The following is a 15,572-nucleotide window of genomic DNA, read 5'->3' on the forward strand; positions in this document are numbered from 1 at the left end:
TTCGTCTTCGCGCTCGTTGCTCAGGTCATCGTTGATGCGCACGGACACGGTCGGAATGGGTCCGGCCAAAGCGTGCATCGGTTGTGGCGCGCGCATCAGGCCCTTGAGCATCGGGCGCAACAAGCCGAACGCGATCAGCAACGCGATGAGAATGCCAGCGCCTTGCTTGATCAGATCGATCATGCCGGGGCGCTCCCAGAATGGCTCAGCCACCGGCGCGTCTTCGACCGGTACGGCGGAGAACGCCTGGTTGATCACGCTGACGCTGTCGCCACGCTGCGCATCGAAACCCACGGCGTTCTTGGTGAGATCGGTCAGGTGCTGAATATCCTGCGGGGTAAGCGGAATGCTCTTGCCTTTGCCATCCGGCGCCATCTTGTCGTCGACGACGACGGCAACGGTCAGACGAACGAGACGGCCCGCCGGATCGCTGACGTGACTGACCGTGCGGCCAAGCTCGTAATTGCGCGTGGCGCTGGATGATGTGTCGGCCGGTGTCGATGCCTGCGTATTCGCAGCGCTTGCGCCGGGGGCGGCTGCAGCGGGAGTTGCCGCTGCGCCTGCATTCGGTTTTGCGGCAGTCGGTTGCGCCACCGTGTTCGGTGGCTGATTGCTCAGCGCGCCAGCGATTTCACCGGCACCGCCGTCATGTTTGGTTTCGCTGCTGGTCTGTTCGCTGCGCAGGGCGGGATTGGCGTTGTCGTAGCTCTCGCTGGCTTTTTCGGTCTGGCTGAAATCGAGATCGACATCCACCTGTGCACGAACGCGGCCACTGCCGACGAGCGGCGTGAGCAAATCTTCGATGCGCTGCGCGTAGAGGTTTTCCATGCGCGTGGCCAGACGCAGACGCGTATCGCCCACGGCGTCGGCACTATCGGGATCGGAGTTGGTGAGCAACGCACCCTGCTGATCGATCACCGACACCTGTGAAGGATCGAGATCCGGCACGCTGGCCGAAACCAAATGCACGATAGCGGCGACCTGGCTGCTGTCGAGCTGACGACCGGGATAAAGCGTCAGTAGCACCGATGCACTCGCCGGATGATTGTCGCGAATGAATGCGGAAGGCTTGGGCAACGCCAGATGTACGCGCGCGGCACGCACGAACTGCAGACCGGCAATCGTGTTGCCCAGATCGGTTTCCAGCATTTCCTGGTAGCGCGTGTTTTCCGCCAGATCGCTCATGCCGAACGGCGAATCGCTCTGCGGCAATGTGGCGCCGGCGGTACTGCCTTGCGGCAGGCCTTGGCTGGCAAGTTTCAGTCGCGTGTCGGCGAGCACATCGGCCGGCACGGAAATGGATGCGCCATCGGCACCCAGTTTGAAAGGCGTATTGCTTGTTTGCAGCGCCTGCGTGACGGCTGCTGCATCTTTCGGATCGAGCCCCGCATATAACAATGCGTAGTTCGGACCGCGCGACCACAACACAATGCCGACACCCAATGCCACGGCCACCGAAACGCCGACCAGCAACAGCAGCAGGCGCGTCATCGGATTGCGCATGACGTCTTTCAATGGATCAAGACGCGATGCGTTGCCGGAGGGCGTTAGGTTGTTTTCGGCCATGAAAACTACTCAACCTTGGTGGGTGCGCGACGAGGTCGTGCAGTGAGGGGTTCTGCGAATCGTTAGACGGGCATGTTCATGATGTTGGTGTACGCATCGACCAGCTTGTTGCGCACTTCCACCAACCCGCGAAACGCCAGATCGGCCTTCTGTCCGGCAATCGCGGTTTTGACGATGTCCGAACCCGGGTCGCCGCGCTCGAACGCATTCACTTGTGCGCTCGCTTCGTTCTGCTGTCCGGCAATCGCACCAAGCGACTGCTTGAACAACGAGCCGAAATCCACGTTCGGGGCCGCGCCTGCCGCCGACGGCGCAAGCGCCGTGGACGCTACGGAAGCGACGGATGCCGTACCTGCGGCCTGCGCACTCATGGCGCGAAGCTGCGAAAGCACACTGTTGACGTCTATCTGACTCATGTCGGTTTTCCAACGCGAAATCGGCTACTGAGGTGCTTTATGCAACGGCCGTGCCACTCTGTGCGGCGGCATCCGCCGCGCGAGCGCACGACTGCAGCCCGTACTTGCGCAACTTCTCCACCAGGGTGGTGCGCTGCATATGCAAGAGCTTCGCCGCATGCGCGACGACACCGTCGGTGATGTCGAGCGCTTGGCGGATCAGTCCAACTTCGATATCGGCAAGGTGATCTTTCAGATCGACGCCGCCTTCGGGCAGCAACACTTCGGCATCCAGATTCACGCGCGACTGCGTATTGGTTGGCTTGGCCGGACCGTCGAGCATGGCGCGCAGAATGCTGCTGCCCGCTTCGTCGATCGGCTGCATGCCGCGATATTTCTCCGGCAGATCGTTGGCGCGCACTTCGCTGTTCGGATAGAGAATCGCCAGACGCTCCACCAGGTTCGACAGCTCGCGCACATTGCCTGGCCACGTGTGCTGACGCAAAGCCTGCATGGCGCTACCGCTGAAACGTACAGTGCTCAGGCCGCGGCGCTGCAGACGCTGGTTGAATTCGGCGATCAGCTCCGGCATGTCATCCAGATGCTCGCGCAGCGCGGGCATCTCGAGCGGGAACACGCTCAGGCGATAAAAGAGGTCTTCGCGGAAGCGGCCTTCACTGGTGGCGACTTCCAGATTGCGGTGCGTGGCGGCGATGATGCGCACATCGCAACGCTGCGTGCGATTGCTGCCGACGCGCTCATACATGCGCTCCTGCAGCACGCGCAAAAGCTTCACTTGCATCGGCAGGCTCATATCGCCGATTTCGTCCAGGAACAGCGTGCCGCCTTCGGCCATCTCGAAACGACCCTTGCGGGTGCTGATGGCGCCGGTGAACGCGCCCTTCTCGTGACCGAACAGTTCGCTTTCCAACAATTCGGCCGGAATGGCGCCGCAGTTGATGGCAACGAACGGTTTGTCGCGACGCGGCGAGCAATCGTGGATGGCGCGAGCCACCATTTCCTTGCCGGTGCCCGATTCGCCCAGCACGAGCACACTGGAATCGAACGGTGCTACCTGACGTATTAACGCATTGACACGACCCATTGCAGCGGAGCTGCCGACAAGCTTCAGCGGCGCAGCGCTCTTGGTCGTCGTCGTCGACGGTGCGCGACGCACGGCTTCGGCCAGACGCTCGTAGCGCAACGGAAAATCCAGAACTTCAATCTGTGCAGCGCATGCCGAACCGACCTTGGTCAGACGGCTGAGCTGCGGCGAATCGGCACCGACCATGACGAGCAACTGATCGAGTTGCGCATCCATCGATGCGACGGCCTCATCGCACAGTGCGTCGTCGTCGATACCGCCAATATAGATAGCGCGCCAATCCCCTGCGCTCGCATCAACCGGCGTCGAAGCATTCCATCGCTGCGGAAAATACCCCATGAACTGCATGGCCGATGCAACGATATCGGCACGTGTTCCGTCAGATTCAATGATGAGAACGTTGCTGTTTGGCATGAGCACGAGTCCTGCTGCGTTTACTGCTGACTACCGAAGAACAATCACGAGTTCCTTCCCAACACGTGTTGTCCGCTGTGTGTCGGCTTTCCGCCGTGACACATGTGTCCATGCAGCAAGAGGTGCGCCAAAAAATTTGCTGACGTTTTTGGTCAGCGTGCCTTTCGTGACGGAATTCGCGCGTCACGCGTGGACGAATTCACAGAAGTGAAGCCACAGGGCGTTCATAAGAAACCGTTTACATCAAGGACTTATATCGATCTTATGGAGAATCGAAGTGAGCAGTTTTGACGAGCCCTTCACGCGTCAAACCCATGCCACGCCTGGTTTTCGGCGTACTCGAATATGCGAAAGGGTGATCGACATCACATTCTGTGCTTGGGGAGCGGCACAGTTTCCGTCACTCCGGTCAGGCGCGCTTCTGCCACTCTGCGCCGATGGTGACAAAAAACGAAACGTTCCAACCCATCTTCGACCAATTCGCTCAATTCACAAAAGTAAACGAAAGTACTTCCATCGTTTGCCAGACGTCCAAATCGCGCAGGAAGTTCGAGCGGCAATGCGCGGCACGCATCGAAGTGCATACGTATGCAGAGCGTTTCTGACGTCGGAATGACGCATTCCTGCACGACCATACCCACCGCGTTGAAGCGCACCGGCTGACGTGGCGGCAACAATGTCGCGGGCACCAGCAAACGATCGACGATGTCCAGCAAGACGTTGATCTTGCTGTCCATGCGCTGCAACTCCAGCATCAGCGGATCGTCATTATCGCCCGCGTTTTCAGGCTTTTTTTCATCGAGCGATGCGAGTGTGCGCAGCACATGCAAATTGCGTTCGTTGAGACGCGCAATGTCTTCGGGCACGAAATCGAAAGCATCCACAGCAATATGTGGATTGCCCTGATAGGTCATCCTTTCGGAAAATTCCTTCCAGATTTCATCAATAGACATGGGCATGCTCCTCGCACTGCCAATGGACCCATGGCGGCGTACGCGTCGTCAAAGCATTTATAACGCGTACGGTGCCGCTGAAGTTGCGTCCCATTGACCTGATGCCTGCACTCAACGCGTTGACGATGAGCGTATGTATGTCTGAAGGGCGCGACGATTGTAGGGTTGGCGATCCATTTGCTGCTTCAGCGCCGAGCGGGCGGCGTCGGCATGCGCCTTCAATGTCTGGTTGTGCTTGACGATGGTCGCAATGATCTGACGATCGTCCTCGGTCAGCGGACCGGCCTCACGTTTGTGCAGCTGGCGATGGCGTACGGCATCGAGCTGGCCGACACGATCCCAGTTGCTGCCCGCGGCCGCATCGAGCATGTCGATGGTGAGCTGCAGGACGCGCTGCAGGTCGATACGAGCCGCTTCGTTCATGGTTTGACAGCCTGAAGCTTGCCCTGCTCGGCCAGGAATTCGCCGCGGATGGCATGCCAGGCCTGGCGAATCGGGGCGATCAGGCGCTCGCTTTCGTCCAGTGCGCGCAGATCGTCGTTGAGCTGGGCATGGATCAAGCGGCGGCTGATGTAGTCGTACAGCGCATCCAGCCGGCCGGTAAGTACAGGCTCCACATCGTGGTTCAGGCTGCGGCGTAGCTCACCCAGGATGCCGATGGCCTTGGAGAATGCCTGACCCTTGGCGGCGATGTCTTTATGCATGATATGGCCGCGGGCCTGGCTGATCCGGTCGACCAATCCATCCAGCAGCATGGCGACCAACTGGTGTCGGTCGGCCCCTTCGACGCTGCCTTGCGCCCTGGTCTGGCGATACAGCGCACTTGCATTTCGCATAGTCGCGTAGCTCATGGTGCTTGATCCCTTCTCCCTTGCTTCATTAGCCGTTGCTGCTGCTGGTGCTTTGCTTTTCGAGATCGGTCAGATAGGAGCTGGTGTTGTCGAGCGACGTCATCAGCGTATCCAGATTCGAGTACTGCTTGACGAGCTGCTCCTGATACGTCGCCATGCGCGTGTTGAGCGCCGTCTGCTGGGTCGACAGATTGCTGACATCCGTATTCAGATCGTTGATGCGGGTCTGAAGGATGCCGGAGCTGCTGCTGTAGTTCGTGACCAGGCTATTCAATTGCGTGCCGATGCCATTGGTGCTGGCGAACAGGTTCTGCACCGCAGATGGGTCGCTGCTGAGGTCGTTGTCGAGCGTTTCGCTGTTGAGTGTGAGGCTGCCGTCGGAATTACGCGTGATTCCCAGCGACGCCAGGCTGCCAATGCTGTTGCCCTGGACGGTGCTGCTCATCACATGGGAAAGCTGCGTCTGGATGGCGTCGAGCGTCGGGTCACCCAGCAGAACACCGGCTTGGCCCGTGCTGGCGTTGAAGCTCGCCAGCTCGCCCACGTCGGTGTTGTAGTTGTTGTAAGCCGTAACGAAATCGTTGACCGCCGTGCTTATCGGCGCGGTGCTTTGCGAGACCGTCAGGGTCGAGCTGCCGGTGGACGTCAAATTCATCGTGACGCCGGTCAGTGCACCGCTGACATTGTTGGTGGAGCTGGTGACCGGAATGCCATCCACGGTGAGCTCGGCGTCGGTCGCCGCGCCGCTGCCGGGTGAATTGAGCTGGCTCGCCAGCGCCGTGAGCCCGCTGCTGCTATCGCTGCTTGCGCTGACGGTGAAAGCGTTGGCCGTACCGGTTTGTTGCGACGTGAGCACCAGCTGGTCGCCATTGGCACCGGCGATCACGTTGGCCGTGACGCCCGGGTTGTTGCTGGCATTGTTGATATTGGTGGCGATGGTTTCCAGGCTGTCCGACGCGGATACCGACAGATCCATGGTCGTCTTGCCCACGGTGATATCCATCGTACCGGCACCGACTGTCGCGCCGCTGCTGAAGGGACTGCTGACGCTAGTCTCCGCCGTAGCCAACTGCGTAACGTCAACGGAATAACTGCCGGGCGTGGCATCCGGAAGCGTAGTGGCCGTGCCGACACCGCTGGCCGAGGTGCTGTTGGCGGAAAACGCCGCCGTGAAGGTCTGATACGTCGAGCTGGCCGTCAGCTCGGACAACGCCGACTGCAGACCGGTGAGCGCCGTGCTCAACGCAGTCAGACCGGCGATCTGGTTGTCGTCGGCATTGGTCGTGTTGGTGATTTCCGCCTGCGGGGCGGCTTCGGCTGCGTTTACCAGTGCGGTAATGATCGAGCTTACGTCCAGGCCCGAACCCAGGCCCAGCGTGCTCAGGATGCCGGTACCGGAAATGTTCGCAACTTCTGAGCCGCTGGACGATGTGCTGCCGGTAGATCCGCCGGACGTACCGGTAATCGCGCTGGAAAGCGCGCTTGCCGAACTGCCAACGCTAGAAATGCTGCTCATGTCAGACCTCGCAAAGTCATCTTGCCGAACACAACGGTCTCGCCGTTTGCCGTCAAGCTGCCGGTAAAACGCTCGCGCTTGGGCCAACGCTTTACCCGCCGCTCGCGTAAGTTTTCTGGCGGCAAACACGCCGCCAGAACCCTACTAAGCAAAATCCCGGCCATGGCGTAGTGCCATGGCCGGTGGTACCTGTTACTGCAACAGCTTGAGGATGTTCTGCGGTTCGGAGTTGGCCGTAGCCAGCACCGAGATACCCGCCTGTTGCAACACCTGCGCCTGACTCAGTACCGCCGTTTCTGCGGCAAAGTCGGTGTCCTGAATCGAAGACTGCGAGGACGTCAGGTTGGTTTGCTGCGCGCTGATCGTCGAGATATCCGACTGGAAGCGGTCTTGCACGGCACCGAAGGTGCTGGAGAAGTTGCTGACCGTGGTCAAGGCAGCATCGACGCGGGAGATCAGCTGGTTGGCATCATCCACCGTCAAAACATCGCTACCCTGCAGCGAACCGGAAGCTTCGACCACGTTGCCTGCCGTGTAAGCACCACCCGTCAAGGCGGTAGCTGCACTGCCGACACCGCTGGCGCCGAAAGCGACTGCACCGGAGGTGAGGTTGGCGAAGCTGCCCGAAGCCGCCGAAGCCGCCGATGCACCGGTGACCGAGGAGCCGTCGACAGCCAGTTCACCCGTGGAGTAGATGTTGATACCGCCGCTGGCATTCACGGCTGCGCTCACGCCATCCACGCCTGCTGCGTTGATTGCATCGACCACGTCCTGTGCGCTCGAGGCCGAGCCACCGCTAAACGTATACGACGTGCCATCCGCACCGGTGATCGCCAGGCCGCTGAGGCTGACCGAAGCACCCGTACCGCCGGTGGAGTTGAGGAACGCACCGCTGATGTCGCCGGTGGAAACTTCCGAGATCTGACCCAGCTGGCCCGTGGTAGCACCCTGGCCCAGCTGCACGTCGATGGCCTGGCCGACATTGGCACCGACCTGGAACGACAGACTGTTGGCCGTACCGTTCAGCACGTTGATGCCGTTGAACGTGGTCTGGTCGGCAATCGTGTTGATCTGCGAGAGGTACTGCTGAACCGTGGTGTTGATAGCAGCGCGGTCAGATGCCTGATACGTGCCGTTAGCCGACTGCACGGCCAAATCGCGGATCGACTGCAGGTTGGAAGTGATCTGGCTCAGTGCCGAACCTGCGGTCTGCGACAGGTTGATGGCGTCGGTAGCATTTTGGCTTGCCTGGCCCAAACCGCCGATCTGGGTCTGGAAGTTCTGAACGATGGCGTAGCCGGCAGCATTGTCGGCTGCACTGTTGATCTTCAGGCCCGAGGAAAGGTCTTCGGTCGCAGTGCTCAGCTGGCTGGACGAAGTCGTCAGGTTGTTCTGAGCTTGCAGCGAAGAAACGTTGGTGTTGAGAAAGAGTGACATGGAAGTCTCCTAAAACCGGTAAGTTGTACTCATGCCGGCGGGGACTTGGGATTGCTGTGCCATCCGCCTCACAAACTTTTTCGGCGTGGCAAAAGAATACTTAAGCAGCGCTAGCCATCTTTTTGTAGTTATTTCAAGCTTTTTTTGCGCAAAAAACCCTAAAGGTTTTTGAAAAGCGCCCGATGAGCGCGCCTTTTCCTTCCCTTGCGTGAAGCAGGGAGGGTCGGGCCCTATATATATAAGGAGAGCCCCCCTCCCAACCTCCCCCTATTGCATAGGGGGAGAGCCAAGCGCGTTGGCACCAACATTGCTCCTTACCTCCCATATCCGGCGCGGGCGCCGGTAAGCGTCGGAATTCCGACGCCTGCGCCCCGCGCCACATCGATAAGGCGAGGAAGACAAATGCGTTGTGTGCTTGCGGTCTGTGCGATCTTCAAAGACGAAGCTGCGTATATACGCGAATGGGTCGAGTTCCATCAGTTGATGGGCGTGGAGCGGTTTTACCTCTACAACAACAACAGCTCCGATCGTTATCTCGACGCGCTGCAGACACATATCGAATCGGGCGCGGTGATCCTGCACGAGTGGCCGCAGCAGCATGCCCAGTTGCATGTCTACGAACATTGCCTGAAAACCCACGGCAGCGAGACCGACTGGCTCGCCTTCATCGACATCGACGAGTTCCTGTTCTCGCCCAAGGCCAAGCTGCTACCCGATGTACTGGCCGACTACGCCGAATATCCCGGCGTCGGGGTCAACTGGGTGATGTTCGGTTCGGGCGGACACAAGCACAAACCCAAAGGTGGCGTGCTGGAGAACTTCCTGCGCCGCGGTCAACTCGATGCGGGTCTGCCTTACGAAAATCTGCGTTTGCCGGACGGCAGCTACCGTGCAGAAAACTCGCACATCAAGAGCATCGTCCAGCCGTCTAAAGTGCTCAGCGTCGTCAACCCGCACCACGTGCTGTATGCCGGGGATGCAAAGGCGGTCGATGAAAACCAGCAGCCAGTTAGCGGCTCCTTCACCGACAAGGTGTCGGTGGAACACCTGCGCATCAATCACTATTGGAGCAAGTCCGAAGACGAATGCCGCTACAAGTTCGGCAAGGGTATGGCCGATGGCATCGGTGCGCGCGACTGGATTGAATTCCTGCACCACGAACAGATCCTCAACACCGTTCACGACGACACCGTGCTCCGTGTCATTGCACAACTCGGTGTACTGCCGCCCAAGTGGGGGCTGGACACGTTCGTGCGCAATGACGAGGGCGTCTACCATTCTCCGTTGCGCGATCGTCCTGCGCACAAGGCAATCCACACCACGGCGACGCGTCTGTTCGACGTGATGCATCAGGCCACCGATACCAGTCTGTATTCGGCGGCGCTGCTCAAGGAAATCCACAACCGCAGCAGCGCCCTGCATTTGTCGCCGCGACGCGCCAACCCGCTGCATATTTTCGACAACATCGATACCGAAAGCCGCGTACTGGAATTGGGTTGCGGGGGCGGTGTGCTTACGCAAGCGTGGATCGAACGCGGCTGCAGCGTCGATGCCGTCGAATTCGCGCCGCACTGGGCACGCGTTGCCGCTGCACGTCTGCGCGAACAACCGAAAGCACGCGTTTTCCAGGCCAGTCTGCGCGAATTAGACTTGCGCCAGGAATACGACGTGGTCTGCCTCAACTTCGATTGTGACTATGCCGAGGCATGGCCGCGCGGCAATGCACTGCGCGAGGCCATCGCTATCGCGGCAAGCGCGCTGAAGCCAACCGGCGTGCTGCTGTTGTCGACAAGCAACCGTCTCGCCGAACCGGACAATCGCGCACTGCTTACCCGCCATCAGGTCGAAGCGGCATTGCGCGCGGCCGAACTGACGCAGATCGACACGCAACTCGCCTTTCCGGATGCACGGCTTCCCGAATTGCTGGTCTCCGACCAAGCACTCACCACTGCCCCAGAATTGCGCGTCGACGAACTGATCGCGCAGCGCCCGCTACTGCGCGATGCCGGCAACGAAACCACGCAATGGCAGCGGCATCAGGAAACCGGCACGCTTGGTCAATATGCACCGGGCCTGTTACTGGTCGCGCACCGCGAAGGTGTTTCGTCGCTTTTGCGCAACGACTTGCTCGCGCAAAGCTACGTGGACAACCGCGTTCCCGCGCTCGACACCGTCACCGACTACGTGCTGGACGGCGACGCCATTCAAGTGGTGCCACGCAAGTTGTTGAACGATCAATACTGGAACACCACTGGCTTTGAACAAGTTTTGACGTCTCATGCGTATCCGCAGGGACGCTCCTTGTTGGTCGAGGTTCGCAGGGCCATCCACGAGCGTCGCACGGATCGCTTGATCGCGCTGCTGCGCAAGTGGGGCGCGCTGGTCTATGCGCAGGCCGACGAGGACGACAAGATTCCGGCCGAGTGGCTGGACGCGCTGCCCGCAAACATCTACGTCGATGCCGATGGCGGACTGAGTTACCACATCGGCGAATGGCGCGCGCGCCAGCCGATCGAAAAGCAGATTCCTGTTTACGTGGGCTTGTGGCAAATCGCCTATGAAAGCGGGTTCGAGAATCTGCTTGGCATCACTTCGCCGATGGAGCGCGTAACCTGGCTGTGCAAGCGCCTGCTGATCGATGCATCGGCCGAGTGGATCGGGCACGGCCGAAACATCAACGAATCGTTCGCGCGCGAAATTTACGAAGGCGATTGCTGGAACCGCACGGATCGCCACCTCAAGGTACTGCCGGCGTGGCTGGTTCCGCCGCCGCCATCGGATCTTTACAAACACTGGCAGGCACAACATCAGCTCAGCGAGGTCGCCATTGCGCAGGCGATGCAGCGTATCGAGCAATCGGGTGCACCGCACATTCACGTGATGCTGATCGATCCGACCAACGATACGGAAGCCGTGTCGTTCACGCAGGAAAGCATGGATGCGCAGCATTATCCGCATCATCGCGTAAGCGTCATTTCCGGCGAAGAGCAACTGCTGGAGCGACTGAATCAAGCTATAGCTGCTAGCGATGCCGAATGGGTCCAGCTCGCCTATGCGGGCGATATGTTGCATCCGGCAACCTTGCTGCTGCTTGCCGAACGCGCCGCCACGCAATCCCACCTGGGCGCCATCTATTTCGACGAAGACACGCATACGCGCGGCACGTTCGAGAGCCCGATCTTCAAGCCCGATTTCAATCTCGACATGCTGCGCAGCTATCCCTATGCGGGCCGCGCGCTGGCCTTCAACCGCGAGCGTTGTCTTGCATTAGGCGGACTGAGCGAAAACTTCGCCGACATGGCCGGTTACGACCTGCTGTTCCGCCTGCTGGAAGCCGATGGGTTGCGTGCGATCGGGCACATCGGCGAGGTGATGTATCGCGCTGCACTGCCCTATACGCACTGGCTGGCGTCGGATACCGCAAAGACGCACGGCGCGACCATCGTTTCCAATCATCTGCAGCGCATGGGTGTGGCACACAAGATGGAACCCGGTGCGCTGCCCGGCTTCAATCGCGTGGTCTATCAGCACGATCGGAAGCCGCTGGTATCCATCATTGTGCCGACGAAAGATCAGCTTCCCATTCTCAACGGACTGCTCGACAGTCTGTTGTCGAAAACGACTTATCTCAATTACGAGTTGCTTGTCGTCGATAACAACACCGAAGAACCGGCAGCGCGCGCGTATCTGGATGGCATCGAGCGTCTCAACAGCAATCAATTGCGCCTGTTGCGCTATCCCCATCCGTTCAATTATTCGGCCATCAACAACTTTGCCGTCGCCCAGGCACGCGGCGAATATCTGATCCTGCTCAACAACGACACCGCCGTGTTGCACGGCGACTGGATCGAAGCGCTGCTCAATCACGCGCAACGCCCGGAAGTGGGCATCGTCGGCGCGAAACTGCATTACCCGGATGGACGCATTCAGCACGGCGGCGTGGTGCTGGGTCTGCGCGGTCCGGCCGATCATCCTTTCATCGGTCAGCCGATGGAATCGGATGGTTACATGCATCGCTTGCGTGTCGATCAGAATTACACCGCCGTAACCGCTGCGTGCCTGATGATCCGCAAGTCAGTGTACGAACAAGTGGGCGGACTCGACGAACAAGACTTCAAGGTGTCTTACAACGACGTCGACTTGTGCCTGAAAGTGCACAAGGCCGGTTATCTGACGGTGTGGACACCGTACGCGCGCCTGATGCACGTGGGCAGCGTCAGTCAGAGCAAGGTGGACAAGACCGCGCAGGACGCCAAGCAGAAACGCTTCCAAGGCGAACAAAGCGCGATGTACCGCAAGTGGCTGGGCCAGCTTGCGCGCGATCCGGCTTACAGCATGAACTTGAGCCTCGATGGCGTCGGCTTTGAACTGGATCAGAACCGTGGCAAAGGCTGGCAACCCTTCAGTCAACCGCTGCTGCCGCGTCTGTTTTGCGTCGCTGCCGATGCGCACGGCTGCGGTCACTACCGCATCGTGCAACCGTTCTCCTCCATGCAACGCAACGGCCTGGTCGAAGGCATGATCGCCGGCGTTCACCTGTCGCCCGTCGCGATGGAACGTTTCCAACCCACATCGCTGGTGCTGCAACGTCAAGTGACGGATGCACAGGTGAAGTTGCTGGAAAGTTATCGCGATTTCTCGAAGGCTTTCAAAGTATTCGAGCTGGACGACTTGATCCATCAGATTCCGGTCAAGAGCCACTTCCATGGTTTGATGCCCAAAGACATCGTCAAGTCGCTACGCCGCTCGCTATCCACCGTGGATCGCTTCGTGGTGTCGACCGATGCACTGGCCGAACAATTCAAGGGCTTTCACTCCGACATCCGCGTCGTGCTCAACCGCTTGCCGACGGATTGGTGGGGCGATCTACCGAAAAGTCAGCGCGCTACCGGCCGCAAACCTCGCGTCGGTTGGGGCGGCGGCTCAAGTCACCGTGGCGATCTCGAATTGATCGCCGATGTCGTGCGCGATCTCGCCGATGAAGTGGAATGGGTGTTCTTCGGCATGTGCCCCGACAAGTTGCGTCCGTACATCCACGAATTCCATAACGGCGTACCGATCGAAGAGTACCCGCGCAAGCTCGCATCGCTGAACCTCGATCTCGCCCTTGCCCCACTCGAAGAAAATGTCTTCAACGAATGCAAGAGCAACCTGCGCCTGCTCGAATACGGCGCATGCGGCTTCCCAGTGATCTGCACCGACATTGTCTGCTACCAGAACGATCTACCCGTCACACGCGTGAAGAATCGCTACAAGGAATGGACGGGCGCCATCCGCATGCACATCGACGACCTCGACGCTACCGCAAAGATGGGCGACGCATTGCGCGACTCGGTAAGCCGCGACTGGATGCTCACCGAAGAAAAACTTATCGATTGGAGGTCGGCATGGCTTCCAAACTAAATCGCCGCTACACCATCGAACCCGCAGCGCCGGAGTACCCTGGCCTATTGTGTTTGTGGCTACGGCAGAAACCGGCATCGAACGAGATTATTGTTAAAAGGACGCGCAGTCGCTCACGCATACCTCGCTCGATTTATCGGACGAGTTATCGAATAACGTGGGAAGAAACGTTGCACTAATTTGCGCGGCGAGCAGCAGACCCGAGATGCTAGTCACTTAGCAGGGGCAACGCGCCTAACCCTACAGCCATAGAAAAAGGGCTCTGACCCTTTTTGTTTTTGATGAGTAATTTTCGAATAGAGAACATATTCATCATGTCCAAGTCGCTAAAGTCCAAAAAATCCGCCTCTGACCGGAGCGGACATGCCATACACCGAAGTTGCACGACTTTTGACTCTACCCGGAGAAAAATATGTCTGCATCAGCGACGCTCAGCTTTGCCAAAGACATCCGTCCCATGTTCACCGATATGGACGTCGATCACATGAAAAAGGCCATGGACCTTAGTGATCGGGACAGCGTTTTCCAGCATGCGCAAGCGATATATAAATCTGTCTCCAGCGGCAGCATGCCGCCAAAGTCCTGCGGCGAAGCACGATGGACACCGGAGATGTGTGCGAAGCTCAAGACGTGGCAAGAGCAAGGAGGACAACCCTAAGCTGCCATTGACATATATCAAGCGGGGCTATCCAAGAACTGCACCCGGAAGTCCTGCTCCAGAATTTTCTATTGGCCTTTCACCCTTCCCATGGGGATGTCGACATGCCAATTCCGAGCAATGCCTTTCTCGACCCATGGCCGCCGCTTTCCTACGCAGACTTTGCGGCCACTCAATATTTCCTCCAGATGAGCCTGCAGGCCATCGGTAAATTAAAGCTGCAAGAACCCTTTCAGCCGCAATGGTCCGGCGTAGCTCTATGCGTGAATGCACAAGGACTAACAACAGGGGCGATTCCGTACGCTGGCGGCGCGTATGAAGTTCGTATCGACCTGATCTCGCACAACGTGGAGTGCCTTACCAGCGCTGGCTTCGCGGGACACTTTAAATTGGTCTCGATGTCCGTCGCGGAATTTGTGACGCTCCTCTTTGATCTTCTCCATGCGGCCGGTGTCGATGTTTCCATTAACTTGAACCCGCAAGAAGTATCCAATCCGATTCCTTTTAATCAGGACAAAGAGCGACGTGCGTATGAACCGGCATGGGTCAACCATTGGTGGCGAATCCTTCTAAGTACCCAGCGCGTGCTGCAGATCTTCCAAGGAAGATTCCTGGCTAAAACTCAGCCGGTAGGTCTTATGTGGGGCACGCTGGACATACGGAGTGCGCTTTACAACGGCAAGCCCGCTTCACCGGGCCCCAAGGCCGACTATATCCGGCGTAATGCGATGAATGCAGAGCTCATCGAGATGGGATGGTGGTCCGGCACCGACGCTTATCCCCGGGCGGCGTTCTATTCCTTCACCCACCCGCAACCTGCGGGAATCGAAAATGCACCGATCAATCCATCAGGCTCGCGATGGGATTCAACACTTGGAGAGTTCATTTTCGATTATGACGAGTTGCGTAAGTCGAGCGATCCCGATGGTGATCTGCTGTCGTTTTTTCAATCCGCTTACGAAGCTGGTGCGGAGCGCGCGGGGTGGGAACGGAGTCTTATGGGGACTGGGAAGCCGGTCTAGCACCTTTTCAAAAAAGTTCGGAGCAACTCATCTATCAGCGCCTGCAAATTTGGTCAGTCGGAAAAGGGCTCCGATCCCTCTTCCGGATGCGTTGGCAAATGCCTACCTGATATAGGCGAAGGGATTGGGGCGGATGTACGGCGCGATCTGGCCTGCTATTTCTCGCTTGTCACGGAACTTCTCAAGCTTTGCGTGACGGGACGATGCGCACAGGTAAAGGCACTGGATTCCAGCTTTCGCTGGAATGACGGT

At 58.8% G+C, this 15,572-nt stretch carries 11 protein-coding genes; 3 read left to right on the forward strand and 8 right to left on the reverse strand.

What is annotated here, in order from left to right:
* From fliF to VK725_RS05360, 8 genes are all read right to left on the reverse strand, one after another.
* Window positions 1-1,566: flagellar basal-body MS-ring/collar protein FliF (gene fliF / locus VK725_RS05325; protein WP_325317018.1), on the reverse strand; the 1,566-nt coding region annotated here is incomplete at its 3' end.
* 62 nt (window positions 1,567-1,628) lie between these two features.
* A complete protein-coding gene (gene fliE, locus VK725_RS05330) occupies window positions 1,629-1,982 on the reverse strand; it encodes a flagellar hook-basal body complex protein FliE (RefSeq protein ID WP_325317019.1) in 354 nt (117 codons plus the stop codon).
* A 37-nt stretch (window positions 1,983-2,019) separates the two neighbouring features.
* A complete protein-coding gene (locus VK725_RS05335; protein ID WP_325317020.1) occupies window positions 2,020-3,480 on the reverse strand; it encodes a sigma-54 dependent transcriptional regulator in 1,461 nt (486 codons plus the stop codon).
* 365 nt (window positions 3,481-3,845) lie between these two features.
* Complete coding sequence (locus VK725_RS05340) at window positions 3,846-4,433, reverse strand: PilZ domain-containing protein (RefSeq protein ID WP_325317021.1); 588 nt, start codon at window positions 4,431-4,433, stop codon at window positions 3,846-3,848.
* A gap of 111 nt (window positions 4,434-4,544) precedes the next feature.
* Window positions 4,545-4,856, reverse strand: a complete 312-nt coding sequence (fliT, locus tag VK725_RS05345; protein ID WP_325317022.1) for a flagellar protein FliT — start codon at window positions 4,854-4,856, stop codon at window positions 4,545-4,547.
* Window positions 4,853-5,284 (reverse strand): flagellar export chaperone FliS, encoded by a 432-nt coding sequence (gene fliS, locus VK725_RS05350; protein WP_325317023.1) that lies wholly within the window; start codon window positions 5,282-5,284, stop codon window positions 4,853-4,855. Before fliS ends, fliT begins: the two co-directional genes overlap by 4 nt.
* A gap of 28 nt (window positions 5,285-5,312) precedes the next feature.
* On the reverse strand, window positions 5,313-6,800 hold the full coding sequence (fliD, locus tag VK725_RS05355; RefSeq protein ID WP_325317024.1) for a flagellar filament capping protein FliD: 1,488 nt from the start codon (window positions 6,798-6,800) through the stop codon (window positions 5,313-5,315).
* 192 nt (window positions 6,801-6,992) lie between these two features.
* Window positions 6,993-8,237, reverse strand: a complete 1,245-nt coding sequence (locus tag VK725_RS05360; protein ID WP_325317025.1) for a flagellin — start codon at window positions 8,235-8,237, stop codon at window positions 6,993-6,995.
* Between the two features lie 402 nt (window positions 8,238-8,639).
* Between VK725_RS05360 and VK725_RS05365 the strand changes: the two genes are divergently transcribed.
* From VK725_RS05365 to VK725_RS05375, 3 genes are all read left to right on the forward strand, one after another.
* Window positions 8,640-13,640, forward strand: coding sequence for a glycosyltransferase family 92 protein (locus VK725_RS05365; protein ID WP_325317026.1), 5,001 nt, complete (start codon window positions 8,640-8,642; stop codon window positions 13,638-13,640).
* Between the two features lie 412 nt (window positions 13,641-14,052).
* Entirely contained in the window at window positions 14,053-14,298 is a 246-nt protein-coding gene (locus tag VK725_RS05370) for a hypothetical protein (RefSeq protein ID WP_325317027.1), read from the forward strand.
* Between the two features lie 104 nt (window positions 14,299-14,402).
* Window positions 14,403-15,320 carry a DUF5996 family protein gene (locus tag VK725_RS05375; protein ID WP_325317028.1) on the forward strand — a complete coding sequence of 306 codons (918 nt, stop codon included), beginning with the start codon at window positions 14,403-14,405 and terminating at the stop codon, window positions 15,318-15,320.
* The last annotated feature ends 252 nt before the right edge of the window (window positions 15,321-15,572 follow it).

This window comes from Dyella sp., assembly GCF_035486915.1.
Classification (GTDB): domain Bacteria; phylum Pseudomonadota; class Gammaproteobacteria; order Xanthomonadales; family Rhodanobacteraceae; genus Dyella_B.

Excerpts from the sequence above, each read along its gene's own strand:
- VK725_RS05375 (WP_325317028.1), top strand. The coding sequence starts at position 14,403 with ATGCCAATTCCGAGCAATGCCTTTCTCGACCCATGGCCGCCGCTTTCC.
- VK725_RS05370 (WP_325317027.1), top strand. The coding sequence starts at position 14,053 with ATGTCTGCATCAGCGACGCTCAGCTTTGCCAAAGACATCCGTCCCATG.
- VK725_RS05335 (WP_325317020.1), bottom strand. The coding sequence starts at position 3,480 with ATGCCAAACAGCAACGTTCTCATCATTGAATCTGACGGAACACGTGCC.
- fliD (WP_325317024.1), bottom strand. The coding sequence starts at position 6,800 with ATGAGCAGCATTTCTAGCGTTGGCAGTTCGGCAAGCGCGCTTTCCAGC.
- VK725_RS05340 (WP_325317021.1), bottom strand. The coding sequence starts at position 4,433 with ATGTCTATTGATGAAATCTGGAAGGAATTTTCCGAAAGGATGACCTAT.
- fliS (WP_325317023.1), bottom strand. The coding sequence starts at position 5,284 with ATGAGCTACGCGACTATGCGAAATGCAAGTGCGCTGTATCGCCAGACC.
- VK725_RS05365 (WP_325317026.1), top strand. The coding sequence starts at position 8,640 with ATGCGTTGTGTGCTTGCGGTCTGTGCGATCTTCAAAGACGAAGCTGCG.
- fliT (WP_325317022.1), bottom strand. The coding sequence starts at position 4,856 with ATGAACGAAGCGGCTCGTATCGACCTGCAGCGCGTCCTGCAGCTCACC.
- VK725_RS05360 (WP_325317025.1), bottom strand. The coding sequence starts at position 8,237 with ATGTCACTCTTTCTCAACACCAACGTTTCTTCGCTGCAAGCTCAGAAC.
- fliE (WP_325317019.1), bottom strand. The coding sequence starts at position 1,982 with ATGAGTCAGATAGACGTCAACAGTGTGCTTTCGCAGCTTCGCGCCATG.